The organism is Streptomyces sp. NPDC107528, from assembly GCF_055639295.1.
On the sequence record NZ_JBVKAV010000012.1, the window covers coordinates 45,016 to 68,050 of the forward strand.

Annotated in this window: 26 protein-coding genes; 15 read left to right on the forward strand and 11 right to left on the reverse strand. The window is 71.3% G+C overall.

What is annotated here, in order from left to right:
• The first annotated feature begins 179 nt into the window (after positions 1-179).
• The 3 genes from ACZ7L5_RS33545 to ACZ7L5_RS33555 all read left to right on the forward strand — a co-directional run bounded on the left by ACZ7L5_RS33545 (position 180) and on the right by ACZ7L5_RS33555 (position 3,037).
• Positions 180-740 (forward strand): hypothetical protein, encoded by a 561-nt coding sequence (locus ACZ7L5_RS33545; protein WP_471521605.1) that lies wholly within the window; start codon positions 180-182, stop codon positions 738-740.
• Positions 741-914: 174 nt separating this feature from the next.
• Positions 915-1,907, forward strand: a complete 993-nt coding sequence (locus tag ACZ7L5_RS33550; protein ID WP_471521607.1) for an EamA family transporter — start codon at positions 915-917, stop codon at positions 1,905-1,907.
• A 179-nt stretch (positions 1,908-2,086) separates the two neighbouring features.
• Positions 2,087-3,037 carry a DMT family transporter gene (locus tag ACZ7L5_RS33555; RefSeq protein WP_471521609.1) on the forward strand — a complete coding sequence of 317 codons (951 nt, stop codon included), beginning with the start codon at positions 2,087-2,089 and terminating at the stop codon, positions 3,035-3,037.
• A gap of 71 nt (positions 3,038-3,108) precedes the next feature.
• Here ACZ7L5_RS33555 and ACZ7L5_RS33560 read toward each other — a convergent pair whose 3' ends face one another.
• The gene (locus ACZ7L5_RS33560; protein ID WP_471521611.1) at positions 3,109-3,741 is read right to left on the reverse strand and encodes an FMN-binding negative transcriptional regulator; all 633 of its coding nucleotides are present in this window, start codon (positions 3,739-3,741) and stop codon (positions 3,109-3,111) included.
• Positions 3,741-4,424, reverse strand: coding sequence for a pyridoxamine 5'-phosphate oxidase family protein (locus tag ACZ7L5_RS33565; protein ID WP_471521613.1), 684 nt, complete (start codon positions 4,422-4,424; stop codon positions 3,741-3,743). Before ACZ7L5_RS33565 ends, ACZ7L5_RS33560 begins: the two co-directional genes overlap by 1 nt.
• A gap of 59 nt (positions 4,425-4,483) precedes the next feature.
• On the opposite strand from ACZ7L5_RS33565, the gene ACZ7L5_RS33570 reads away from it, so the two are divergent.
• Entirely contained in the window at positions 4,484-5,815 is a 1,332-nt protein-coding gene (locus ACZ7L5_RS33570) for an aminotransferase class I/II-fold pyridoxal phosphate-dependent enzyme (RefSeq protein WP_471521615.1), read from the forward strand.
• 283 nt (positions 5,816-6,098) lie between these two features.
• On the opposite strand, the gene ACZ7L5_RS33575 is transcribed toward ACZ7L5_RS33570, so the two are convergent.
• Complete coding sequence (locus tag ACZ7L5_RS33575; protein WP_471521617.1) at positions 6,099-7,109, reverse strand: DMT family transporter; 1,011 nt, start codon at positions 7,107-7,109, stop codon at positions 6,099-6,101.
• Positions 7,110-7,147: 38 nt separating this feature from the next.
• Here ACZ7L5_RS33575 and ACZ7L5_RS33580 point away from each other — a divergent pair, with 38 nt between their 5' ends.
• Entirely contained in the window at positions 7,148-8,056 is a 909-nt protein-coding gene (locus ACZ7L5_RS33580) for a LysR family transcriptional regulator (RefSeq protein ID WP_363044532.1), read from the forward strand.
• 62 nt (positions 8,057-8,118) lie between these two features.
• On the opposite strand, the gene ACZ7L5_RS33585 is transcribed toward ACZ7L5_RS33580, so the two are convergent.
• On the reverse strand, positions 8,119-8,586 hold the full coding sequence (locus ACZ7L5_RS33585) for a pyridoxamine 5'-phosphate oxidase family protein (RefSeq protein ID WP_362378782.1): 468 nt from the start codon (positions 8,584-8,586) through the stop codon (positions 8,119-8,121).
• 135 nt (positions 8,587-8,721) lie between these two features.
• Between ACZ7L5_RS33585 and ACZ7L5_RS33590 the strand changes: the two genes are divergently transcribed.
• Positions 8,722-9,372, forward strand: coding sequence for a cysteine hydrolase family protein (locus tag ACZ7L5_RS33590; protein ID WP_471521619.1), 651 nt, complete (start codon positions 8,722-8,724; stop codon positions 9,370-9,372).
• On the opposite strand, the gene ACZ7L5_RS33595 is transcribed toward ACZ7L5_RS33590, so the two are convergent.
• Entirely contained in the window at positions 9,359-9,841 is a 483-nt protein-coding gene (locus ACZ7L5_RS33595) for a Rieske (2Fe-2S) protein (protein ID WP_471521621.1), read from the reverse strand. The genes ACZ7L5_RS33590 and ACZ7L5_RS33595 overlap by 14 nt on opposite strands.
• Positions 9,842-10,061: 220 nt before the next feature.
• On the opposite strand from ACZ7L5_RS33595, the gene ACZ7L5_RS33600 reads away from it, so the two are divergent.
• Both ACZ7L5_RS33600 and ACZ7L5_RS33605 read left to right on the forward strand, forming a co-directional pair.
• Positions 10,062-10,826, forward strand: a complete 765-nt coding sequence (locus ACZ7L5_RS33600; protein WP_471521624.1) for a HipA family kinase — start codon at positions 10,062-10,064, stop codon at positions 10,824-10,826.
• A complete protein-coding gene (locus ACZ7L5_RS33605) occupies positions 10,823-11,239 on the forward strand; it encodes a DUF3037 domain-containing protein (protein WP_328883036.1) in 417 nt (138 codons plus the stop codon). Before ACZ7L5_RS33600 ends, ACZ7L5_RS33605 begins: the two co-directional genes overlap by 4 nt.
• Positions 11,240-11,274: 35 nt before the next feature.
• Here ACZ7L5_RS33605 and ACZ7L5_RS33610 read toward each other — a convergent pair whose 3' ends face one another.
• Positions 11,275-11,811 (reverse strand): excalibur calcium-binding protein, encoded by a 537-nt coding sequence (locus tag ACZ7L5_RS33610; RefSeq protein ID WP_471521626.1) that lies wholly within the window; start codon positions 11,809-11,811, stop codon positions 11,275-11,277.
• A 297-nt stretch (positions 11,812-12,108) separates the two neighbouring features.
• On the opposite strand from ACZ7L5_RS33610, the gene fabG reads away from it, so the two are divergent.
• The 5 genes from fabG to ACZ7L5_RS33635 all read left to right on the forward strand — a co-directional run bounded on the left by fabG (position 12,109) and on the right by ACZ7L5_RS33635 (position 16,829).
• Positions 12,109-12,870: a 3-oxoacyl-ACP reductase FabG gene (gene fabG / locus ACZ7L5_RS33615; protein WP_217209622.1), complete on the forward strand. Its 762-nt coding sequence runs from the start codon at positions 12,109-12,111 to the stop codon at positions 12,868-12,870.
• A gap of 19 nt (positions 12,871-12,889) precedes the next feature.
• Positions 12,890-13,651 (forward strand): SDR family oxidoreductase, encoded by a 762-nt coding sequence (locus tag ACZ7L5_RS33620; RefSeq protein WP_363036786.1) that lies wholly within the window; start codon positions 12,890-12,892, stop codon positions 13,649-13,651.
• A 202-nt stretch (positions 13,652-13,853) separates the two neighbouring features.
• Entirely contained in the window at positions 13,854-15,434 is a 1,581-nt protein-coding gene (locus ACZ7L5_RS33625; RefSeq protein ID WP_471521628.1) for an ABC transporter substrate-binding protein, read from the forward strand.
• 120 nt (positions 15,435-15,554) lie between these two features.
• On the forward strand, positions 15,555-16,238 hold the full coding sequence (gene ung / locus ACZ7L5_RS33630; protein ID WP_328883040.1) for a uracil-DNA glycosylase: 684 nt from the start codon (positions 15,555-15,557) through the stop codon (positions 16,236-16,238).
• A gap of 120 nt (positions 16,239-16,358) precedes the next feature.
• Positions 16,359-16,829, forward strand: coding sequence for a hypothetical protein (locus tag ACZ7L5_RS33635; protein WP_471522088.1), 471 nt, complete (start codon positions 16,359-16,361; stop codon positions 16,827-16,829).
• 84 nt (positions 16,830-16,913) lie between these two features.
• Here ACZ7L5_RS33635 and ACZ7L5_RS33640 read toward each other — a convergent pair whose 3' ends face one another.
• From ACZ7L5_RS33640 to ACZ7L5_RS33650, 3 genes are all read right to left on the reverse strand, one after another.
• A complete protein-coding gene (locus ACZ7L5_RS33640) occupies positions 16,914-17,405 on the reverse strand; it encodes a hypothetical protein (protein ID WP_471521630.1) in 492 nt (163 codons plus the stop codon).
• Between the two features lie 112 nt (positions 17,406-17,517).
• The gene (locus tag ACZ7L5_RS33645) at positions 17,518-18,027 is read right to left on the reverse strand and encodes a DinB family protein (protein WP_365054527.1); all 510 of its coding nucleotides are present in this window, start codon (positions 18,025-18,027) and stop codon (positions 17,518-17,520) included.
• A 57-nt stretch (positions 18,028-18,084) separates the two neighbouring features.
• Positions 18,085-18,675 carry a TetR/AcrR family transcriptional regulator gene (locus ACZ7L5_RS33650; RefSeq protein ID WP_365054530.1) on the reverse strand — a complete coding sequence of 197 codons (591 nt, stop codon included), beginning with the start codon at positions 18,673-18,675 and terminating at the stop codon, positions 18,085-18,087.
• 105 nt (positions 18,676-18,780) lie between these two features.
• On the opposite strand from ACZ7L5_RS33650, the gene ACZ7L5_RS33655 reads away from it, so the two are divergent.
• Both ACZ7L5_RS33655 and ACZ7L5_RS33660 read left to right on the forward strand, forming a co-directional pair.
• Positions 18,781-20,007, forward strand: a complete 1,227-nt coding sequence (locus tag ACZ7L5_RS33655; protein ID WP_471521633.1) for an FAD-dependent monooxygenase — start codon at positions 18,781-18,783, stop codon at positions 20,005-20,007.
• Positions 19,979-20,884, forward strand: a complete 906-nt coding sequence (locus ACZ7L5_RS33660; protein WP_471521635.1) for a Gfo/Idh/MocA family protein — start codon at positions 19,979-19,981, stop codon at positions 20,882-20,884. Before ACZ7L5_RS33655 ends, ACZ7L5_RS33660 begins: the two co-directional genes overlap by 29 nt.
• Here the strand turns inward: ACZ7L5_RS33660 and lnt are convergent.
• Both lnt and ACZ7L5_RS33670 read right to left on the reverse strand, forming a co-directional pair.
• Positions 20,808-22,391, reverse strand: coding sequence for an apolipoprotein N-acyltransferase (gene lnt, locus ACZ7L5_RS33665; RefSeq protein ID WP_471521637.1), 1,584 nt, complete (start codon positions 22,389-22,391; stop codon positions 20,808-20,810). The genes ACZ7L5_RS33660 and lnt overlap by 77 nt on opposite strands.
• 122 nt (positions 22,392-22,513) lie before the next feature.
• Positions 22,514-22,999, reverse strand: a complete 486-nt coding sequence (locus ACZ7L5_RS33670; RefSeq protein ID WP_471521639.1) for a nuclear transport factor 2 family protein — start codon at positions 22,997-22,999, stop codon at positions 22,514-22,516.
• Positions 23,000-23,035: the final 36 nt, after the last annotated feature.

Consider the following 23,035-nt stretch of genomic DNA (forward strand, 5'->3'; position numbering starts at 1 on the left):
GAGACGCCGGACAGGTCGACCGAGGTGCACCACAAGGCGGCGCGCGCCCATCAGCGTCGTTCGGCGTGATCTCATCCGTAAGGAGGAGATTCCGGCCTCCGGAGTCCACTCTGTGTGGGACGCGCAAATGCTTCCCCTCGGGGATGACTCGGCTCGAAGTGGTTGATGAGGTAGGGGATGTGCAACCCCGTATCCCCCGGCAGCCGGCCCAGACGCAGGACTGCCGGCGCCCGGACGCCGCGGCGGACGATGCCAGGCTGAGCGACGAGCTGGCAGCGGTGATCTCCGGCGCCCGCCGCCGCGCGGTCAGGGACGGGGACCGGCAGATCGACACGGCCCATCTGCTGCACTCGCTCCTTGAGCACGACCGGGACGTGTACGCCGCCTTCGGCGACGGACCCCAGATCGCCCGCCTCCTCGGCTACCTCGTCCAGCGCACCATCGGCTACGGCCTGCGCTGGCAGGGCTCCGTCGAGGACTCCGGCGGCGTCCCCGTGGCGATGGCGGGTGACGGGTTCTCCCCGCTGGCCGCGGGCGCGATGGAGTACGCCTGCCGACGCGCCACCCTGCGCGGCGACACACAGGCCCGCGGCATCGACCTCCTCGCGGCGATCGTCGTGGACCCGCAGGCCCGCGCCGTCGAGGTGCTCGCACGCGCCGGAATCGACGCGGACGCGCTGCGCACCCGCATCGACGAACACCGGGACGAATACGTCGGCGGCGCCGAACCCGCCTGCTAGGTCGTGTCCGCAAAGTCCCGTCGTTCGCCCGGAGGGCGGGCGGGACTTTGCGGACACGACCCAGGCCCGCGCACTCGCCGGCTGCATCGCGAGGCGACTCCTCGTCCACCCGCTGAGACAGGTGTCATTGGGGATGACGCTCATGTCATCGGCTGTCATCATGTGTCGGTGCGTATGTCTGAAAAACGTCAGGCCGGCCGCGGCAAGGGCGTCGGGCTCGGTCTGGCGCTCGGTTCCGCGGTCGCCTTCGGAGGGTCCGGCGTCGCGGCCAAGCCACTGATCGAGGCGGGGCTCGACCCACTGCACGTCGTGTGGCTGCGGGTCGCCGGCGCGGCCCTCGTGATGCTGCCGCTCGCCGTGCGCCACCGCGCGCTGCTGCGCCGCCGCCCCGCCCTGCTCGCCGGGTTCGGACTGCTCGGCGTGGCCGGTGTGCAGGCCTTCTACTTCGCTTCGATATCCCGTATCCCGGTCGGGGTCGCGCTGCTAGTCGAGTACCTCGCCCCCGCGCTCGTCCTTGGCTGGGTGCGGTTCGTGCAGCGGCGGCCCGTCACGCCCGCCGCAGCGGTCGGGGTCGTCCTCGCGGTCGGCGGACTCGCCTGTGTCGTCGAGATCTGGTCAGGGCTGAGCTTCGACGCGCTCGGTCTGCTCCTCGCCCTCGGCGCCGCCTGCTGCCAGGTCGGCTACTTCGTCCTGTCCGACCAGGGCAGCGACTCCGGCGCCGACGCCCCCGACCCGCTCGGAGTGATCGCCTACGGCCTCCTGATCGGTGCCGGCGTACTCACCGTGGTGGCCCGCCCCTGGACGATGGACTGGTCCGTGCTCGGCGGCACCGCGCACATGGACGGCACCCCGGTCGCGGCCGCCCTCCTGCTGTCCTGGATCGTCCTGGTCGCCACCGTCATCGCGTACGTCACCGGAGTCGTCTCCGTACGCCGGCTCTCACCGCAGGTCGCCGGTGTCGTCGCATGCCTCGAAGCGGTCATCGCGACCGTCCTCGCATGGTTCCTGCTGGGCGAGCACCTTTCCGCGCCGCAGATCATCGGTGGCGCGGTCGTCCTGGCCGGTGCCTTCATCGCGCAGTCGTCGGCGCCCGCGAAGGGCTCCTCGGAGCCGGTGGCGAGCGGCGGTCCGGAAAGGGATTTGTCCGCCCGCGAGCCGGCCGCATAGGGTCCGGATCATGCACTCCACGGCACTCGTTCTTCCGCCTCCGGCCGCCTGAGGCGGGCCCTCCGGAACGCCTGCCCGGCGTCACGCCGGGCAGAACGGTGCTGCCCGCAGACGAAGTCCACGGAACCCGCTGAGCCGGGCTCCACCCAGCACTTCTGCATGTCTGCGGAGAAAAACTCGTGTCGAACACCGCTGTCTCCGGCCTGCCCATCGGGCGTGGCCTTCTCTATCTGATCGTCGCCGGTGCCGCCTGGGGAACCGCGGGCGCCGCCGCCTCCCTGGTCTACCGCGCCAGTGACATGGGACCGGTCGCCCTCTCCTTCTGGCGTTGCGCGATCGGGTTCGTGCTGCTGCTGGCCGTCCGCCTCCTGCGGCCACGCGTCCGTGCGCATGCGCAGGCCGTCCCGGCCGAGCCGTTCCGTCGCAAGGCGCTGCGGGCCGGGGCCACCGGCGTAGGACTCGCCGTGTTCCAGACGGCGTACTTCGCTGCCGTCGACGTCACCGGACTCGCCGTGGGCACGGTGGTCACCCTCGGCGCCGGCCCCGTCTTCATCGCGCTCGGCGCCCGGCTGACGCTGGGGGAGCGGCTCGGCCGCGGGGGCGTCGCGGCCGTGGCCGGCGCTCTTGTCGGGCTCGCGGTGCTGGCCCTCGGCGGCGAGGGCGCGACCGTACGGCCGTGGGGCGTGCTGCTCGCGCTCGTCTCCGCGGCCGGGTACTCCGTGATGACCCTGCTGACCCGGAAGTGGGGCCGCGACGGCGGGGCCGACGCCGCCAGTACGTCCGTCCGGTCCTTCGCGGTCACCAGCCTGTGCCTGCTGCCGTTCGCCCTCGCCGAGGGACTCGTGCCGCACACGGCCGAACCCGTACGGCTCGGCTGGCTGCTGGCGTACATCGCGGCCGTCCCCACCGCCCTCGCGTACGCCCTCTACTTCGCGGGCGCGGCCGCCGTACGGTCGGCCACCGTGTCCGTGATCATGCTGCTGGAGCCGGTCAGCGCGGCGGTGCTGGCCGTCGTCCTGCTCGGCGAGCACCTGACGGCACCGACCCTCGCGGGCACCCTGCTGATGCTCGGGTCCGTCACGGGGCTCGCGGTGGCGGAGGCCCGGGGCGCGCGGCGGCTGCCGGCGTGAGTGCGAGGGGCCCCGCACCGCCCGGTGCGGGGCCCCTCGGGTGGGTGGAGGGTCGTCGAGCGCCCGCTCCCTCAGTCCGCGCGCCGGCGCAGCAGGTGCTCACGAGCCGCCGCGTCACCCGGGCCGGCCCGGTCCGCCAGCTTCGCGGCGATCCGGTCCTGCACCTCCGGGGTGCGCCTGCCCGCGTACTTGAACTTCGCGCGCACGCCGGTGACTTCGAGCCGCAGCCCGCGGATGCCGGCCAACAGCCTGCCGAACGGCGCCTCGCCGACCGCCACCTCCGCCGAGCCTCCCTCCGGCTGGAAGTGGCCGACCTGGCGGTTGAGCAGCTCGGCCTTCTCGGCCGGTTCGTCCACGACATGGGCCCGGCAGCGGAGTTGGACCGCTGCGTAGAAGCTGGTCGGTTCGCCGTGCTCGGGTGCCTGGTCCGGCGCCGCCTGCCACGGGCCGGGGACGTACGCGTAGTCGTCGACCACGCTCAGTACGACCTCGGGGCGCGTCAGCAGTGCCGGCCACATCGGGTTCGGGCGGGCCAGGTGGGTGACGACCTCGCCGCGCTCGCCGTCGTACGCGAAGTGCAGGGGCTGGGCGAACGGCGGCTCGCCGTCCGGGCCGTTGACGACGAGGTGCCCGAAGTCGTGGACGGCCAGCCAACGCTGCCACTCGGTGTCGTCGCGGGGCGCGTCCCAGGGGTGTATCAGCATCACAGGGCCCTGAGGTAGGGCGGGAGTTCGGTGCCGGGGGCCAGTTCGGGGTCGCCGACGGGCGCGTCGTAGCCCTTGCGCAGGGGGACGACACCGGCCCAGTGGGCGAGGGCGAGGTCCTCGGGCTCGTCGTTCACGCCGCCGGTGCGGAGCTTGGCCGAGACCTCGTCGAGGTCGAGGCGGATGACGGCGGTGGCGGCCAGTTCCTTCTTGTTGGCGGGCCGTGAGTCCTGGGACCGGCCGGCCACGACGTGGTCGACGAGCGCGTCGAGCGCGGTGCGCTTCTCCTGCGGGTCCGTCACGTCGTACGCGGTGCCGTGCACCACCACGGACCGGTAGTTGATCGAGTGGTGGAAGGCCGAGCGGGCAAGGATCAGCGCGTCGACATGCGTGACCGTCAGGCACACCGCCAGGCCCGGATCGGCTTGGCCGGTCATCCGCAGCGGGCGCGAACCCGTCGACCCGTGGACGTACAGCGTCTCGCCGACCCGGGCGAACAGCGTGGGCAGCACGACCGGCGCGCCGTCGCGGACGAAGCCGAGGTGGCAGACATAGGCCTCGTCGAGTATCGCGTGCACGAGTTCCTTGTCGTACGAGGCCCGGTCCGGGGAGCGCGTGGGGACCGTGCGGTCGGTCGCCGGATAGGCGGCGGGCTGCTGCGTCGGCTGTGTGGTCCCCTGCATTTCGGTCTCCCTTGCGATGCGTATTGCGATCTGCATTGCACTAGTGCATAATCTGCTTTGTGCTAGGAGGATATCGGATCGAAGGGCGTCGCGCAGCGGACATCGCGTCGAGCGTCGAGCGTGCGGTGGGTGCCGGTGAGCTGGAACCGGGGCAACTCCTGCCACCCATGAGGGAGTTGGCGGTGGAGCTGGGCGTCAATCCCAATACGGTCGCTGCCGCCTACCGGATCCTGCGGGAGCGCGGGGTCATCGAGACCGCCGGGCGCCGGGGCAGCCGGGTACGCCCCAAGCCGGCCACGACCTGGCGCGAGTCCATCCGGGTGGACGTGCCGGAGGGGGTGCGGAACGTGGCCGCAGGCAACCCGGACCCCGCGCTGCTGCCGCCCCTGGCCAGGGCGTTCACGGCGGCCGCCGAGCAGAACGACAGGGAACCCGTCATGTACGGGGACGAGGCCGTGGACCCGGAGCTGGCGCGCAGCGCGCGGGCCGTGTTCGACGCGGACGGCGTCGCGGACGGTCCGATCGCCGTCGCCTCCGGCTCACTCGACGTGATCGAACGGGTCCTCGCGGCCCACCTCAAGCCCGGCGACACCGTCGCCGTCGAGGACCCCGGCTGGGGCAGCCTGCTCGACCTCGTCCCGGCGGTGGGGCTGCGGACGGCACCCGTCGGCGTGGACGACGAGGGTCCGCTGCCGGACGACGTGCGCCGGGCCCTGGAGGCGGGAGCACGCGCCCTGATCGTCACCGACCGGGCGCAGAACCCGACGGGCGCGGTCGTGACCGCCGCACGCGCGCGTGCCCTGCGCTCCGTGCTGACGGACCACCCGGACGTGCTGCTCATCGAGGACGACCACGGCCACGGCATCGTCGACCTGCCTCTGCACGCCCTCGCCGGCACCACCCGCACCTGGGCCTTCGTCCGCTCGGCCGCCAAGGCCTACGGCCCCGACCTGCGGCTCGCCGTCTTCACGGGCGACCCCGTCACCGTCGACCGGGTGCGCGGCCGCCAGCGCCTCGGTCCCGGCTGGGTGAGCCGTATCGGCCAGCGGGCGCTGGCGCGGCTGTGGGCCGAGGGTGCCGTCGACCCCGCGACGGTGGCAGCGGCGTACGCCGCTCGCCGCGACGCACTCATCGCCGCGCTGGCGGAGCGGGGCATCACGGCACACGGCCGCAGCGGCATGAACGTGTGGATCCCGGTACCCGACGAGACGGGTGCAGTGGCCCGACTGCTGCACGCCGGCTGGGCCGTGGCGCCGGGCGCCCGATTCCGGATGAGCGCTCCACCCGGAATCAGGATCACCGTCGCGACCCTGGCAGCGGACGAGATCGCCCCGCTGGCCGACGCGGTGGCGACGGCGGTGGCTTCGGCGCCGCCGAGGGGGTACGCCTAGGTCGTGTCCGCAAGGTCCGGCCTGCCCCGCGGCGCCTGGCACGCTCCCCCACTCTCTTCGCCGGGTGCGGCGGGAGGGCCCCCACCGCCGCACCGGGCGAAGGCCCAAGTACGTCCAGTACGAGGCCTCCGCCCGGCACGCCGAGAGCACGCACCAGACGCCGCCGGGCCCGCCCTCCGGGCGAACGACGGGACTTCGCGGACACGACCCAGGGCCTGTCGGCTGGATCCGAACGGCAGGCCCCAGACGTGGCGAGGCCTTGCCGACCTGCTCGACCACCCCGTCAGGCGCCCCGCTTCACCTGAGTGAGAGCCGCCCCCACAAGGACGATCACCGCCCCCACCGGCGTGGACCAGCTCAACGATTCGCCGAGCACAGCGACCCCCGCGGCCGTGGCGATGACAGGAATGAAGTACGTGACCATCTGAGCCGTGGTCGGCCCGACCTCCGCGACCAGCCCGTACTGAAGCAGCACCGCGAGCCCCGTACCGAGCGCCCCCAGGGCCACGATCGCGAGCAGCGGCAGCATCGGAAAGCGGGTCGGCGCGGAGGTGAACACCGGCGTCACGACGGCGAGTTGTACCGAGGCGAGCAACAGCTGCGCACCGGTGAGCGACAGATGCGACTCACCGGAGCCGGCCAGCGTACGCCGGACGTATATCCAGCCGATGGGGTAGCTCAAAGAGGCCAGCAGTGCCATCGCCGTACCCGTGGCGTCCAGCCCGTGAAAGCCCTGCCACGCCCCGAGCACGGTCAGCACGCCGAGGAAGCCGATCCCGAGCCCGGCGACCCTGACCCGAGTCGGCCGGTCCTCCGAGAGGGCGACCAGGGACAGGGCCATCCCCCACAGAGGCGAGGTCGCGTTGCAGATGCCCGCCAGCGTGGACGGGATCGTCAGCTCGGAGTACGCGAACAGGGAGAACGGCAGCGCGTTGAGCAGGAGCGCGGCGACAGCCAGATGCCCCCAGGTCCGCACCCCTCGCGGCAACCGCTCCCGCTTCACCGCCATCGCGACCGCGAGTACCGCCGTGCCGAACAACAGCCGCCCCAGCGTGACCTGGAAGGGGGCGTAGCCGTCGGTGCCGACCTTGATCAGCAGGAAGCTGAAGCCCCAGATCAGGGAGAGCGCGGCGAAGCGCAGCCGCCAGTCGAGGCGGGCGCGCGGCGCGGCCCCGGCCGGTGCGCGGGAGCCGGTGGAAGCGGGGTCGGCGGGGATGGGGCCGGTGGAGGCGGCGCTGGTGGAGGAGGCGGTGCTCATGGGATCAACGATCCGCCACACAATCTCGTAGCACAATCGAGTTTTTTGGCGCTGTATCTCGTAGCATTGCTTACATGTTGAACCTGGAGCGCCTGCGCACCCTCGACGCCCTCGCCCGGCACGGCTCGGTCAGCGGTGCCGCCGAGGGTCTGCACATCACGACCTCGGCCGTCTCGCAGCAGATGTCCAAGCTGGAGCGGGAGGTCGGCCAGCAGCTCCTCGCCAAGAACGGCCGGGGCGTGCGGCTCACGGACGCGGGACGGCTGCTCGCCGAGCACGCGGCACGCATCCTGTCGCAGGTCGAGCTCGCCCAGTCCGATCTGGAGGCACAGCGCGGCCAGGTGGTCGGTGAGCTCCGGCTGGTCGCATTTCCCACCGCCCTGCGGGGCCTGTTCCCCGCAGCGCTCACCACGCTGCGGGCCGGCCACCCGGCGCTGCGCCTGCGGTCGCGGGAGCTGGAGCCCGAGGAGGGCGTCGCCGCCGTGGTCCGGGGGGACGCCGACCTCGCCCTCGTCCTCGACTGGTACAACAAGCCACTGCCCATGCCTGAGGGGCTCGCCAAGGCCGCGATCCTCGACGACCGAGTGGAGATCGCCATGCCCGAGGGGCATCCGCTCGCGGAGCGGCGGGAGGTCGATCTGGAGGACTTCGCGGACGACGAGTGGGTTTCCTGGCCCGAGGGCGAGTTCTGTCACGAGTGGCTGGTCTACACGCTGCGCACCAAGGGCATCGAGCCCTGTATCGCCCACCGCGCGGAGGAACACCACACCCAACTCGCCCTGGTCGCCGCCGGGTTGGGCGTCTGCGTCGCGCCCCGGCTGGGTCGCGACCCGATGCCGCCCGGGGTGCGGGTCGTGCCTGTGCGCCACCGGGTCCACCGGTACGTGTACGCGGTGTGGCGAGCGGACGCCGACCGCCGCCCGTCGATCCGGGCGGCGGTGGAGGCCCTGCAGGCGGCGGCCGAGAAGATCGCCGGAGGCTGAAGGTCCCTAGGCCGTGTCCGCAAAGTCCCGCCTGCCCCGCGACGGGACTTTGCGGACACGACCTAGCGCGACCCCAGTTTCCGGAAGTCCCAGGACACGATCTTCTGCGGCGTCAGCCGCATCCAGGCGTGCCTGCCGTCGTGCGGCATCTCGTCGAGGCCGAAGTTCTTGCGCGCGAACAGCATCTCGGGGACGTCGAGTTCGGCGCGCAGCTCGCCGACGCGCGGGCTCTCGCCCACGAACTCGACGGTGCCGGACAGTTCGACACCGCGCAACTGCTCGTACTCCTCACCCGTGTCGATCACGACGGCGACCCGCGGATCGTGGCGCAGCTCGGTCCACCGCTTGCTGCGCACCACCGAGTACAGCCACAGCGAGGTGCCGTCCCAGGCGAACCACAGGGCGCTGACATGCGGGAACCCATCGGCGGACACCGTGGCGACCCGGCAGGTGCGCTGCGTGGTGAGGAACTCGTCCAGCTCGCCGGACGTCATCATGATCTTCCGGCCCCGGCGCTGAGTGACGGTCATGCGGCCCCCTCTTCTCTCACGTCGTGTCAGAGGAGAGATCCTCTGACATCACGTCAGAAAAGGATGAGTCGTCTTCCGTCCACACGCAATGGTGGCTACGCTCGCCCGCCCACGCCGTAGGTCACAGGGGGAACCATGCCGTCGTCCGCACAGCTCAGTGAACTCCTCGACCCCGCGACCACCGTCCTGCTCACCGTCGAATGCCAGCAGGGCGTCGTCGGACCGGACAGTGCGCTGCCCGAACTCGCCGAGGAGGCCCGCTCCTCGGGCGCCCTCGACAACGTCGCCCGGCTGGTCGCCGCCGCCCACGAGAGCGGCGTCCAGGTGATCCACGCGATCGCCGAACGCCGTCCCGACGGCCGTGGCGCCAATCACAACGCCCGCCTCTTCCGTGCCGCCGAACGGCTCCCCGTCCAGCAGTTGTCCGGAACGGCGGCGGTGCGCGTGGCGGCGCCGATCGAGGTCACCGAGGAGGACCTCGTCGTACGACGCCTGCACGGCCTGTCCCCGGTCCAGGGCACCGACGTCGACGCACTGTTGCGCAACCTCGGCTGCCGCACGCTCGTCGTCACCGGTGTCTCGGCCAACGTCGCGATCCCCAACACCGTCTTCGACGCGGTGAACCGGGGATACGTCGTGGTCGTGCCCCGGGACGCCATCGCCGGAGTGCCCTGCGACTACACCCCGGCGATGATCCGCCACACCCTCGCATTGGTCGCCACGGTCGCGACCACGGACGAGGTACTGGGCGGCCTCAAGCGGCCGTCGCGGGTCAGGCGAGCGTGATCGAGTCGCCCGACACGTTGATCTGCTTGGCGGCCAGCGGCTGGGTCGCGGGGCCCTTCTTCACGCTGCCGTCCAGAACGGAGAACTGGCTGCCGTGACAGGCGCAGGAGAGGGTGTCCTCCTTGAGGTCCGTCATCGGGCAGTTCTGGTGGGTGCAGATCGTGGAGAACGCCTTGTAGTCACCCGCCGCGGGCTGCGAGACCACGACCTTCTCGTCGCTGAAGACCTTGCCGCTGCCCTCCGGGATGTCGGCGGTCTTCGCGAGCGCCGCACCGCCGGCACCGGCGCCGCCGGACGAACCCGCTTCGGTGGTCGCGCCGGCGCCGGCGCCCTGTTCGGTGGCCGAGCCGGACGCGTCGTCGTCCGATCCGCACGCGGTCAGCGCAACGGCGAGCCCCGCCGCGCCGACCGCCGCCACGACGGTACGGCGGCTCGGACCCGACACGGGCTGTACTGATTCGCTGGTCATGCTGACGTTCCTTCCGGTCATTCGTGATCTGCCGAGAGGTACGGTCCGTTCGGACCGGCTGTTCAGACGCTGTCGAAATCCTGACCCGGTCCCGACTGGACGTGGGTAAAGCGGAGCTGTCGGTTCCCTGTCGAGGGCTGTCAGTTTGCTGTCGACGCGGCGGCGCACCGCACCCCCGGGCCGCCCCCGGGCGCCGTCCTCGCGCCAGTAACCTGGGGCGATGCTCAAGGAAGTCATCGCGACCCGCTACATCACGCCGCTGCGTGAGGGCGGCTCGCTGCCGGGACTCGTCGAGGCCGACGACTTCGGGACGTACGTCATGAAGTTCACCGGCGCCGGACAGGGCCGCAAGACGCTCGTCGCGGAGGTCGTCTGCGGTGAACTCGCCCGCAGGCTGGGCTTCAGGGTGCCCCGGCTGGTGACGGTGGAGCTCGACACGGTGCTCGGGCTCGGCGAACCCGACCAGCAGGTCCAGGAGTTGCTCAGGTCCAGCGCCGGCACCAACCTCGGTATGGACTTCCTCTCCGGCGCGCTCGGCTTCGATCCCCTCGCCTTCGAGGTGAGCTCCGAGGACGCCGGCCGGGTCGTCTGGTTCGACGCCCTCGTCAACAACGTCGACCGGTCCTGGCGCAACCCCAACCTGCTGATGTGGCAGGGCGAACTGTGGCTCATCGACCACGGCGCGACCATGATCTGGCAGCACAACTGGCCCGGCGCACAGGCCTCCGCGGAGCGCCCGTACGACGCCTTCGACCACGCCCTCGCCCGCTTCGCCCCCGACGTACGGGCGGCCGCCGCCGAGTTGGCGCCGCTGGTCACGGAGGACCTCCTCGCCGAGGTGACCGCCGAGATCCCGGACGCCTGGCTGGCCGCGGAGCCCGGCTTCGACACCGCGGACGACCTCAGGCGGGCCTACGCGCGTCCGCTGCTGGCACGGGCAGCCGTCGTCCACGAGCGCGTCAACGGAATCGAGGGGACCAAGTGAGCGACCGCCACTTCATCAGGCCGGGCCAGGGCGGCGACCGCGACGTCTTCGAGTACGCCGTCCTGCGCGTCGTGCCCCGCATCGAGCGTGGCGAGTGCATCAACGCCGGGGTGCTCGTGTACTGCCGGGCGAAGTCCTACGTCGCCGCCCGGACCCACCTGGACGAGACCAGGCTGCGCGCGCTGGACCCCGATGCCGACGTCGCAGGGGTACGGGCCGCACTCCGTGCCGTCGAGGGCGTCTGCGCGGGCGGCGACGCGGCGGGGCAGGCCGCGGGCGACGATCCGGGGCGACGCTTCCGCTGGCTGATCGCGCCCCGCTCGACGGTCGTGCAGCCCGGGCCCGTGCACACGGGGCTCACCGCCGACCCGGCGGCCGAGACGGAGCGACTGCTGGACCTGCTGGTGCGGTGACCGCCCCCGCGTCGGCACCGCACGCGCGCCGGGCGTCAGCCCCTGCGCCGCTTGACCACGTAACCGGCCGCGAGTGCGGAGCCCGTGACGAAGGCCAGGCCGATCGCGATGTCCCAGCCGCCGGGCCCGGACGACGTGGCCCCGCCCAGCCCGCCTCGCGTGCCGCGGGTCGGCGTGGCGGCCGGACGCGGAGTCGCAGGCGTGACTGGCGTGGCAGGAGTGGCCGGTGTGGCAGGCGTGATGGCAGTGGCCGGAGTGTCGGGCGTCACGGGCGCCGGGGGAGGGGTTCTGGGGCGTGTCGTGGACGAGATGATGCCCCCGTCGTCCCCGTTGCCGCCGCGGTCCCCGTTGCCGCCCCGACGGGGCAGCGACTCGCAGGCGATCCCGTCGTCCCGTCCCCGATCCTCGTCGAGTCGATCAGGATCATCCCGGTCCGAGTCGAAGTGGGCCTGCGCGTCCTCCTGATACGTGAAACTGCGGCAGTCCAGGTCCCGTGCATGAGCGGGTTCGGCGAACGGCACGATCGCGGCGAGCACGAACAGCGTGCCGACGGCACCGGTGCGACGGCGCATGGAGCGCCTCCTTTCCGGCCATCGATGACTTCGCGCTTCGACGCTATGGGCCCTTGCGCTCGGCGGCTCGCAGCCGTAGGCCGTTCGGGTATGCACTGCGGGCCACGGCCGAGCGGGGACCATGGCTGGGTGCGCCCGGTTCGCGCCGGTCGTACGGGGAATCGATCACACGCAGCCGGTCGGCCGTTGACACCGGGTGCCAGGGCTTCTAGCGTCACGTCTGCTGAAGGTACTAAGCGGTCGCTCACCAACGAGCGCGCCGCACGAGCCGCATCTCGAGGGCGAGGAGAACCAGCAATGTCCACCACTGAGCAGCGGGTCGCCGTGGTTACCGGCGGAGCGCGTGGCATCGGTGCCGCCACCGCCGTACGACTGGCCGCAGAGGGCCGCGCGGTCGCCGTGATCGACCTCGACGAGGCAGCCTGCAAGGACACCGTGGAGAAGATCACCGCGGCAGGCGGCAAGGCCATCGCGGTCGGCTGCGACGTCTCCGACGAGGCGCAGGTCGAGGCGGCCGTGGCGCGGATCGCCGAGGAGCTCGGCGCCCCGACGATCCTGGTCAACAACGCGGGCGTGCTCCGCGACAACCTGCTGTTCAAGATGAGCGTCGCCGACTGGGACACCGTCATGAACGTGCATCTGCGCGGCGCCTTCCTGATGTCCAAGGCCTGCCAGAAGCACATGGTGGACGCGGGCTTCGGCCGGATCGTCAACCTCTCCTCGTCCTCCGCGCTGGGCAACCGCGGCCAGGTGAACTACTCGGCCGCCAAGGCGGGTCTCCAGGGCTTCACCAAGACCCTCGCCAAGGAGCTCGGCAAGTTCGGCGTCACCGCCAACGCCGTCGCGCCCGGCTTCATCGCCACCGAGATGACCAAGGCCACCGCCGACCGCGTCGGCATGGGCTTCGAGGACTTCAAGGCCGCCGCCGCCACGCAGATCCCGGTCGCACGGGTCGGCGAGCCGGACGACATCGCCAACGCCATCGCCTTCTTCACGGGCGAGGCGGCCGGATTCGTCTCCGGCCAGGTGCTGTACGTCGCCGGCGGACCGCTCGACTAGGGCCTTGGGAGACACGGACATGACTGAACTGCCAGCACTCTCCGGCAAGGTCGCCCTCATCACGGGCGCCAGCCGAGGCATCGGCTACGGCGTCGCCGAGGCGCTCGTCGCCCGCGGCGACCGCGTGTGCATCACCGGCCGCAACGAGGACGCCCTCAAGGAGGCCGTCGAGCAGCTCGGCGCCGACCGCGCCATCTACGTGGCCGGCAAGGCGCACGACGAGGCCCACCAGGCCGTCGCCGTCGAGCGCACCATGGAGGCCTTCGGCCGCGTCGACCACCTGGTCAACAACGCCGGTACGAACCCGGTGTTCGGGCCGATCGCCGACCTCGACCTGAACGTCGCGCGCAAGGTCTTCGAGACCAACGTGATCTCTGCGCTCGGCTTCGCGCAGCGGACCTGGCACGCCTGGCAGAAGGACAACGGCGGCGCGATCGTCAACATCGCCTCCGTCGCGGGCATCGCGCCCTCGCCGTTCATCGCGGCCTACGGCGTCAGCAAGGCCGCGCTGATCAACCTGACCCAGCAGCTGGCGCACGAGTTCGCGCCCAAGGTGCGGGTCAACGCGATCGCCCCGGCCGTCGTGAAGACCAAGTTCGCGCAGGCCCTGTACGAGGGCCGGGAGGCGGAGGCTGCCGCGTCCTACCCGCTGGGCCGGCTCGGCGTGCCCTCCGACATCGGCGGCGCCGCCGCGTTCCTCACCTCGGACCAGTCCGACTGGGTCACCGGGCAGACGCTGGTCGTCGACGGCGGCATCTTCCTCAACGCCGGCGTCGGCTGACGGCGGCGGTGGGCGCCTGCGCGGCGAGGTCGACGAACGCGCGGGCGCCCACCTCGTGGGGGCGTGAACAGGGAGAGCGCCGTGGTTTCCTGCCACCGACATACCCGCTGATCAAGGGCTTGCCAGGGCGGAGGTCCAAGCGGCCGAACACTGCGGTATGGTCTGGCCACCCTTGTGATATGCCCGATCGAGGATGGTGCGCGTGTTCAAGCGGGACAGATACCTCCGCCAGCTGGCGGCGGTCACGGCCATAGGCATGGTCGCCGGTTGTGGTGTCTTCTCCTCGGACTCGTCCGAAAGTGAGAGTCCGATTGTTGTGGGGACCACCAGTGCCCCAAGCACGCTGGATCCGGCGGCCGCCTGGGACAGTTCCTGGGAGCTGTTCCGCAATGTCTTCCAGACCCTGTTGAACTACAGCCCCGGCGCGTCCGAGCCCGAGCCCGACGCTGCCGAGAGCTGCAGGTTCACGGACGCCTCGACCACGGTCTACAGCTGCACGCTGCGCGAGGGTCTGAAGTTCTCCGACGGACGGGACCTGGACGCTCAGGCCGTCAAGTACTCCATCGACCGGATCAAGAAGATCAAGGTCAACGGCGGCCCTGTGGGACTGCTGGGGAGCCTCTCCCGGGTCCAGGTGAAGGGCGACCGCGAGGTCCTCTTCCACCTCAACGAGCCCGACGCCACCTTCCCGTTCGTACTGTCCACGCCCGCGATGTCCATCGTGAACCCCGACGAGTACGCCGCGGACAAGCTCCGCGAGGACGGAAAGATCGGTGGCTCGGGGCCGTACAGCGTCTCCTCCTACCAGGACGGCGAGCGGGCCGAGCTCGTCAGCAACGACAACTACAAGGGAATCGCGGACCGCAAGAACAACGGCGTCACCATCCGCTACTTCAAGCAGTCGTCCGACATGGTCGACGCCCTGAAGGACAAGCAGATCGACGTCATCTACCGCGGACTGCCCGCCTCCGAAACCGTGGACATCCAGGTGAAGGGCAAGGACCAGGGGCTCCAGCTCGTCGAGAACTCCACGACGGAGATCAGTTACCTGGTGTTCAACCCCAAGGACCCATGGGCCAAGAGGCCCGAGGTTCGCAAGGCGATCGCCCAGGTCATCGACCGACCGCTGCTCGCCCACAAGATCTACAAGGACACCGTCGAACCGCTGTACTCCATGATCCCCCGGGGTCTGGTCGGCCACACCACCAGCTTCTTCGACAGCTTCGGGAACCCCAACCCCGACAAGGCCAAGAAGATCCTCACCGAGGCAGGCATCACCGATCCGGTCCCGCTCCAGCTCTGGTACACCAGCGACCGCTACGGCTCGCAGACCAAGCCCGCGTTCGAGGAGCTGAAGCGGCAGCTGGAGGAGTCCGGACTGTTCACCGTCACCCTCAAGAGCCGCCCCTGGAAGACGTACGTGCAGGGCTACCAGAACGGCGAATACCCGGTGTTCGGCCGTGGTTGGTTCCCTGACTTCGCCGATGCCGACAACTTCGTCGCGCCCTTCGTCGGCCCGGAGAACGCACTCGGTACCCCCTACGTGGCGCCCAAGATCACCGAAACGTTGCTGCCCCAGTCGCGCCGCAAGAGCGACCGCGGCGCCGTGGCCAAGGAGTTCGAGGAAGTCCAGCAGATCGTCGTGGAGGACTCGCGACTTCTGCCGCTGTGGCAAGGCAAGCAGTTCGTGGCCGCGAGCGAGGAGATCTCCGGCGCGGAGCAGTCCATCGACGTCGCCACAATGATGACGATGTGGACGCTGTCCCGGAAGACCAGCTGGTAGCGCGATTGTCAGTGGGCGCCTGTAGGTTCTGTGCTCGAAAGGGGGCCGCGCTCCGGCGCGGCCGTCCGCGGGTCGCACCTGGTGCGACCCTGAAGTGAGCGCACACCGGAGGAAGTTGACGTGACCGACATCGCCATGCTGCCCGAGTCCTGGCGCGGGGTTCTGGGCGACGAGCTTCAGCAGCCCTACTTCAAGGAGCTGACCGAGTTCGTCGAGGAGGAGCGGGCGAAGGGCCCCGTCTACCCTCCGCGCGAGGAGGTCTTCGCCGCGCTGGACGCGACTCCGTACGACAAGGTGAAGGTCTTGGTCCTCGGCCAGGACCCCTACCACGGTGAGGGCCAGGGCCACGGCCTGTGCTTCTCGGTGCGTCCCGGCGTGAAGACGCCGCCGTCGCTGCGGAACATCTACAAGGAGATGAAGGAGGAGCTCGGCCTCCCTGTCCCCGACAACGGCTATCTGATGCCCTGGGCCCAGCAGGGCGTCCTGCTGCTCAACGCGGTGCTCACGGTCCGCGGCGGCGAGGCCAACTCGCACAAGGGCAAGGGCTGGGAGAAATTCACCGACGCGGTGATCCGGGCCGTGGCGACCCGGCCCGACCCCGCGGTCTTCGTCCTCTGGGGCAATTACGCCCAGAAGAAGCTCCCGCTCATCGACGAGACGCGGCACGTGGTGGTCAAGGGGGCGCATCCCTCGCCGCTGTCGGCGAAGAAGTTCTTCGGTTCCCGCCCCTTCACGCAGATCGACGAAGCGGTGGCTCTGCAGGGGCACGACCCCATCGACTGGCGGATCCCCGACCTCGGCTGAACCCCGGCCGGGCCGGTTCCGCGCCGGACCGGCCCGGTGCCGTACGGAGCCGCCTGACCGGGATTGCCCGTGAGGGCCGTTAGCGTCGAGGGATCAGCCGACGAGGGCCCGGAGGACGCGGTGGCGGAGCGACAGGAGCGTACGGCGCCCGACGCCGTGCTGACGCGGATCGGCCAGGTCGTCATGCTGCATCACGCGGGTGACCGCGTGGAGGCCCGGCGTCGGCTGCTGGACCTGTGGACGGAGCTCGGCGAGGACGGCGACCCACTGCACCGCTGCACCCTGGCGCACTACCTGGCCGACACCCAGGACGACCCCTCGGACGAACTGGCATGGGATCTGCGGGCGTTGACCGAGGCCGAGGGGGCCGGTGCCGGCGACGGACGTGACGCGCCGGCCGTACGGGCGCTGTATCCCTCACTGCATCTGAATCTGGCCGCCGACTATGTGAAGCTCGATCGCGCCGAGGCCGCCCGCGTCCACCTGCACCGGGCGCGCGGAGCGGCGGGAGCGTTGGCGGACGACAGGTACGGGGACGGGGTGCGGGCGGAGATCAGGCGGTTGGAAGTGTGGTTGGGGGAGGGTCCGTAGCACAGGGGCGAACGAGGAGCCGGGCCCTGGCGGCACCGAGGCGGGCGGCGGATGTCCGCTCACCCGCCTCCGCTCACCCGCCGCTCAATGGCCGTATGTCTGCTCGCAGATCCTCGACTCCGGGCTGTCGGCCCGCCAGCCGCCGTACTGCTTGCCCAGCGCGCATACGTTCGTGTTCTTCGGGACCTCGGGGCGGGGCGAATCCCGCATGTCGGGGATGCTGGCCGGCGGCGCCTTCGGGACCCTGGGGGCCGGGCGGTGGGGCTCCTGGTGCTCGGGACGGCGGTGAGGGTGCGCGTCAGGTGCCGGTGGTGTGTGGGCCGGGGGCGGGGAGCCGGGGCGCGTCGAGTGTGCGGCGGACGATGTGGGGGTCGGTCGGCGGGACGGGCCGATGAACGCCAGGGCCTCGCGGGCCGGTGCCTGCACGATCTCGGGGTCCCTGTGCCCGCTCGGCCGCGGGGCCGCCGGCTGGGACGGCGCGTCGGACGTCGGCGGTCGCTGGACCGTCGTACAGCCGGAGAGGGCCGAGACGGCCACGGTGACCAGGAGCGTTGCGGTGGTCGTCGTTCGATGCACCCGCGCAACTCTGCTGGGTTCGGCGGCCGTCGGGACAGCGGATGGGTGAACCTTGCTCCCTACGGGTGATCTCTGACCCCGTTAGGGCGGCGCGCTCTTGCCGCGGCTGACGTCAGTCGCCGGTGGCACCGTCGGCGCGCTCGCGGAGCAGGTCGGCGTGGCCGTTGTGACGGGCGTACTCCTCGATCATGTGGGTGATGATCCAGCGCAGATTGAAGGGCTCACCCCTGCGGCTCCGGCCCTTGGCGAGGTCGTCCAGACCGAAGCCGGCCGCGTTGCGACGGGCGTTGTCGATCTCGCTCCGCCAAGTCGCGCGCGCCTCGTCCCAGGTGTCGGCCTCGGTGAAGTGGAAGTCGCCATCCGGGTCCTCCTCGCTGCAATAGAGCACCCCGAGGTCGTCGTCCAGGAGGATCTCGTGGAACCAGAACCGCTCGACCTCCGCCATGTGCCGCACCAGACCCATCAGGGTCAGCTCGGACGGCTCCACGGAGGCCGTCCTGAGCTGGGCGTCGGTCAGGCCTTCGCACTTCCAGGCGAGGGTCTGCCGGTGGTAGTCCAGCCAGCCCTCCAGCATGGAGCGCTCGTCGGCGGTGGTGTCGGGCTCATGGCGTTCGATGGTCATGCCCGCATCGTGGCCCAACTCGGGGCGTTTGAACAGGAGTTTTCGCTGTCGCGGGGCTCACCGGCCGAACATCCCGTCGAGCAGCTCGCGCAGACCCGTCCGCACTTCGTCCAGGCTCGGCGCCTCCGAGCCGAAGGACCCGGCGATGCAGCTGAACATCAGTCCGTCCGCCCAGGCGACCAGTGACAGCACGTGCCGGTCCGGGTCCGTCGACCCCATTGCGGTCATCAGGACGGTGAGCTGGTCGCGGAAGCGGGCGCCGGTCGCGTCGAAGTAGGCGCGCAGCTCGGGGCGGCGCGTGGCTTCCAGGGCCAGTTCGTAGCGGGCCAGCGTCAGTTCGCGGTGGCGGGTCAGGGCCCGGTGTGTCGCCAGGGCCAGGCCGTCGGCCAGCGAGTCGAGACCGCCCCGCGGGTCGGGCATCTCCTCCAGCGCCAGGACCCGCGCCTCGCGGTCGGCGAGGCGCCGCAGCGCAAGTTCCAGCAGGGCCTGTCGGGTGCGCGCCAGATTGGACGTCGAGCCCTGGGGGAGCGCGGCCGTCTCGTCGACCGCCCGGTGCGTCAACCCGCGCATCCCTCGCTCGGCGAGCAGCGCAAGGGCTGTGTCGGCGATGAGGTCGGGGCGCGAGGTACCCGGCGTGTGTACGGACATGGAGATCAACCTACCTCCTGCACTACGTCTGTAGTGCGCGTTACTACATCTGTAGTACAGTCGACGCACCGGAGCACTACACCTGTAGTCGCAGCAGGAGGAGCCATGGCACAGTCCAAGCGGGCCGTCGTGATCGGCGGCGGCATCGGAGGCCTGACCGCGGCCGCCGCGCTGCACCGGAGCGGGTGGGACGTCACCGTTCTGGAGCGGGCGCCGTCCCTGGAGCCGGTCGGCGCAGCCATCTCTCTCGCCCCCAACTCCCTGCGCGCGCTGGACGTCATCGGGCTCGGCGACGAGATCCGCGACCTGGCCGCATGGCAGGGCGACGGGGGAGTGCGGACACCGTCGGGACGCTGGCTCTCCCGCACCGACGCCGACGCCGTGGCCGCACGCTTCGGCGGCCCCCTCGTCCTCCTTCACCGAGCCACCCTCATCAACAGCCTCGCCGCGCTGCTCCCGTCCGGGACCGTCCGCACCGGGGTCGCCGCGACCGTCACCGACCCCGGCGATGCCGGTCGTCCGGCGCGCGTGGCGACCCCGGACGACGAGATGGACGCCGACCTCGTGGTGGCCGCCGACGGCATCCGGTCCGCCGTCCGCCCGGTGCTCTTCGCGGACCATCCCGGCACCGTGTACTCCGGTTTCACCACGTGGCGGGTCGTGGTCCCGGTGCCCGGCGCGCAGTTCGCCTCGCACGAGACCTGGGGCCGGGGCCGCATCTGGGGCTCGCATCCGCTCAAGGACGGCCGGGTCTACGCCTACGCCGCCGCGATCACGCCCGCCTCGGAGCGCGCTCCCGACGACGAGAAGGCCGAACTGCTCCGCCGCTACGGCGACTGGCACGACCCGATCCCCGCGATCCTCGCCGCCGCCCGCCCCGAGGACGTCCTGCGTCACGACGTCCACCACATCGCAGAGCCGCTGCCCGCCTACCACCGCGGGCGGGTCGCCCTGGTCGGGGACGCCGCGCACGCCATGCCGCCGATGCTCGGGCAGGGCGGCAACCAGGCCATCGAGGACGCCGTGGTCCTCGCCCACCACTGCGCGGACCTCCCGGCCTACTCGGCAGCCCGCCTTCCGCGTACGACCGCCCTGGCCCGCCAGGCCGTCAAGGTCGCCCGCCTGAACCTGATGACGAACCGCCCCGGGATCGCCGTACGGAACACCACGCTCGCCGGCCTGTCCAAGGTCGCGCCCGCGCTGTTCCTGCGCAGCTTCGAGGCGATCGCCGACTGGGGGCCGCCGCAGCAGCCGTATGCTTCCAGGCAGACCCCGGCAGGCAAGCAGTTGAGGAGAACACCCAGTGAAGGTCGGCTGCATCGGACTCGGTGACATCGCGCAGAAGGCCTACCTGCCGGTGCTGGGTGTGCAGCCCGGGGTCGAACTGCATCTGCAGACCCGTACGCCCGCGACGCTCGCCCGGGTCGCCGACGGCCTCCATCTGCCGGCGGAGCGGCGGCACTCGGACCTCGACTCGCTCCTCGCCCAGGGCCTCGACGCCGCCTTCGTGCACGCGCCGACCGTCGTACACCCGGAGATCGTGACCCGGCTGCTGGAGGCGGGCGTGCCGACCTACGTCGACAAGCCGCTCGCCTATCAACTCGCCGACTCCGAGCGGCTGGTGGCGCTCGCCGAGCAGCGGAACGTGAGCCTCGCCGTCGGCTTCAACCGGCGCTACGCCCCCGGATACGCGCAGTGCGCCGACCATCCGCGCGAGCTGATCCTGATGCAGAAGAACCGGATCGGGCTGCCGGAAGAGCCGCGCTCGATGATCCTGGACGACTTCATCCACGTCGTGGACACACTCCGCTTCCTGGCGCCAGGCCCGGTCGACGACGTGACCGTGCGTGCCCGCGTCGAGGGCGGGCTGCTGCACCATGTCGTGCTGCAGCTAGCCGGGGACGGCTTCACCGCGCTCGGCGTGATGAACCGGCTCAGCGGGTCGGCCGAGGAGATCCTCGAGGTGTCCGGGCAGGACACCAAGCGTCAGGTCCTCAACCTCGCCGAGGTCGTCGACCACAAGGGACAGCCGACCGTGCGACGGCGCGGCGACTGGGTGCCGGTGGCACGGCAGCGCGGCATCGAGCAGGTGGTGCTCGCCTTCCTCGACGCCGTGCGCACGGGCAAGGTGCTCAGCGCCCGGGACGCGCTGGCGACCCATGAGCTGTGCGAGCGGGTCGTACGCGCGGTTCAGGAGCAGGGCGCCTGAAGCGGGGCCGCAGGGTCGAAACGCCCTCGGTCGCGGCCCAGGCGGCCATGATCAGCACTGCCGCCTGCAGCGGCCAGTCGCCGAAGCGGACGTACGGCGTGACACCGCCGGCCAGCGGAACCTCAAAGACCGCGCTGGTGCTCTCACTCGTCCCCAGCCAGGACCCCATGCGCTGTCCGCTGGGACCGTAGACGGCGGAGACGCCGGTCAGCGTCGCGTGCACCATCGGCCGGCCGGTCTCCGCGGCGCGCAGTGCGGCGAGGGAGGCGTGCTGCTCCGGGGCCCAGCTCTGCTGAAACGTCGAGGTCGCCGACTGGGCGATCAGTACCTCGGCGCCGCTGTCGACGAGGTTGCGGCTCATGTCGGAGAACGCGGACTCGAAGCAGACCATCGGACCGACGCGCAGCCCGTGCCCGGCGTCCATCACGACCTGCTCCGTGCCCTGTCGGCGGTCCTCGGCGGCAGCCTTGCCGACGGACGTGGCCCAGCCCAGCATCGAGCGCAGCGGTATGTACTCACCGAAGGGCACCAGGCGCATCTTGTCGTAGCGGGCGCCGGTCGGGCCGTCCGGGCCGACGAGGATCGAGCTCTTGTAGATGCCGGGCCGGTCGGAGCGCTGCGCGTCCACGTTGACCAGGATGTTCGCCTCCGTCTCGCGGGACAGTGCCGCGAGACGGCGCGCGAAGTCGGGCCGGTCGTCGAGGTCGTAGCCGACGCTGCTCTCGCCCCAGACGACCAGGTCGACGCCCCGGCCGGCCAACTCGCGGGTGAGCTGCTCCTCCCGGTCGAAACGCCGGTCGGCGGTCTTGCCCGCGCCCGGGATGACGCCCGGCTGCACCACGGCTATCCGGACCCGGTCCTCGACGTGCGGGCGCGGGGACCACACCCAGGCGGCCGAGGCGGCGACGGCCGTGGCGAGCAGCCCGGCCAGCGCGGGGATCCGGCACCTGCGCAGCACCACCAGCACGGCGACCGCGACATTCACGGCCACGATCAGGAAGCTGATCAGCCACACGCCGCCCACCGAGGCGACCCGCAGCGCGGGCTCCACCTCCCACTGGCTGGAGCCCAGCACGCCCCATGGCCCGCCGAGCCCCTGCCAGGAGCGGACGAGCTCGATCAGCAGCCAGCCGGACGGCAGCACGACGAGAGCCGCCGCGACCCGCCCCGGGGAGGGCCGCGCGGCCAGGAAGCGGCGCACCAGCCAGCCCCAGGGGGCCCACAGCGCCCCCAGCAGGGCGGCGATGACGAACGTGAAGACATGCAGGTTCGGCAGCAGCCAGTGGTGCATCGCCAGCATGAAGCCGAATCCGCCCCACCAGCCGTCGTGCAGCGCCCGCCGCCCGGTCGGGGCGGAGCGCAGCAGCGCGATCCACGGGACCAGGGCGACGTACGCGAACCACCACCACGACGGCTCGGGGAAGGCCAGCACGGGCAGTGCGCCGGCCAGGACGGCGATGATCGAGCGCCGCCACGGGGAGGCGAGCCAGTGGTTGATCGTCTTCATGTATCGCCTCCTACCCCGTCGTCCTTCCAGTGTGAGGCCAGGCACTGACACTGGGACAGTGGGCGTCCGCTCAGGTGATCACGCCCCGTGACCAGGCCTGGTGATCAGGCCCGGTGATCACGTCAGGTGGCCACGGCCGGTGCGGTCCGGTCGGGCAGACGGCGCCACTTCTCCTGCACGACCACCTCGCGCAGCCGCCAGCCGTCGTCCGTGCGCAGCAGCCCGAAGGCGTAGCGGCCCCCGCACACGAAGTCGGGGGCGGCGGAGCCGGCGCCGTTCTCGGCGAACCGCATCGGATTGACGTAGTCGGCCTGCACCCCGGCGGTGTCGCCGATGTCCTGTTCCAGGATTCCGAAGCGCACCCTGCGGTTGACGATCAGGTACTGACGCATCGAGAACAGCTGCATGCTCTCCGCGAGCCACGTCGCGACGCTCCCGGCGTCCCCCTCGATGCCGCCGGCCGACCGGTAGTCCGCGCGTCCGTCCGGGGTGAACAGACTCCGGTACGCCTCCCAGTCCCCGTCGTCCACGGCCACGGCGTACTCGGTGACCATTCCGTCGACTGCCAGCCGGTCCCTCAGGGTGGCGAGCTCCACACGCTGCGTCATCGGCTCAGTGTTGGGCATGAGGTGCACGGAGCCAAG

Coding starts and splice junctions, on each gene's coding strand:
- ACZ7L5_RS33595 (WP_471521621.1), bottom strand. CDS start 9,841: ATGACCAGCGAATCAGTACAGCCCGTGTCGGGTCCGAGCCGCCGTACC.
- ACZ7L5_RS33565 (WP_471521613.1), bottom strand. CDS start 4,424: ATGCAGGGGACCACACAGCCGACGCAGCAGCCCGCCGCCTATCCGGCG.
- lnt (WP_471521637.1), bottom strand. CDS start 22,391: ATGAAGACGATCAACCACTGGCTCGCCTCCCCGTGGCGGCGCTCGATC.
- fabG (WP_217209622.1), top strand. CDS start 12,109: ATGTCCACCACTGAGCAGCGGGTCGCCGTGGTTACCGGCGGAGCGCGT.
- ACZ7L5_RS33550 (WP_471521607.1), top strand. CDS start 915: ATGTCTGAAAAACGTCAGGCCGGCCGCGGCAAGGGCGTCGGGCTCGGT.
- ACZ7L5_RS33620 (WP_363036786.1), top strand. CDS start 12,890: ATGACTGAACTGCCAGCACTCTCCGGCAAGGTCGCCCTCATCACGGGC.
- ACZ7L5_RS33645 (WP_365054527.1), bottom strand. CDS start 18,027: ATGACCATCGAACGCCATGAGCCCGACACCACCGCCGACGAGCGCTCC.
- ACZ7L5_RS33590 (WP_471521619.1), top strand. CDS start 8,722: ATGCCGTCGTCCGCACAGCTCAGTGAACTCCTCGACCCCGCGACCACC.
- ACZ7L5_RS33655 (WP_471521633.1), top strand. CDS start 18,781: ATGGCACAGTCCAAGCGGGCCGTCGTGATCGGCGGCGGCATCGGAGGC.
- ACZ7L5_RS33580 (WP_363044532.1), top strand. CDS start 7,148: ATGTTGAACCTGGAGCGCCTGCGCACCCTCGACGCCCTCGCCCGGCAC.
- ACZ7L5_RS33650 (WP_365054530.1), bottom strand. CDS start 18,675: ATGTCCGTACACACGCCGGGTACCTCGCGCCCCGACCTCATCGCCGAC.
- ACZ7L5_RS33560 (WP_471521611.1), bottom strand. CDS start 3,741: ATGCTGATACACCCCTGGGACGCGCCCCGCGACGACACCGAGTGGCAG.
- ACZ7L5_RS33670 (WP_471521639.1), bottom strand. CDS start 22,999: ATGACGCAGCGTGTGGAGCTCGCCACCCTGAGGGACCGGCTGGCAGTC.
- ACZ7L5_RS33610 (WP_471521626.1), bottom strand. CDS start 11,811: ATGCGCCGTCGCACCGGTGCCGTCGGCACGCTGTTCGTGCTCGCCGCG.
- ACZ7L5_RS33585 (WP_362378782.1), bottom strand. CDS start 8,586: ATGACCGTCACTCAGCGCCGGGGCCGGAAGATCATGATGACGTCCGGC.
- ACZ7L5_RS33600 (WP_471521624.1), top strand. CDS start 10,062: ATGCTCAAGGAAGTCATCGCGACCCGCTACATCACGCCGCTGCGTGAG.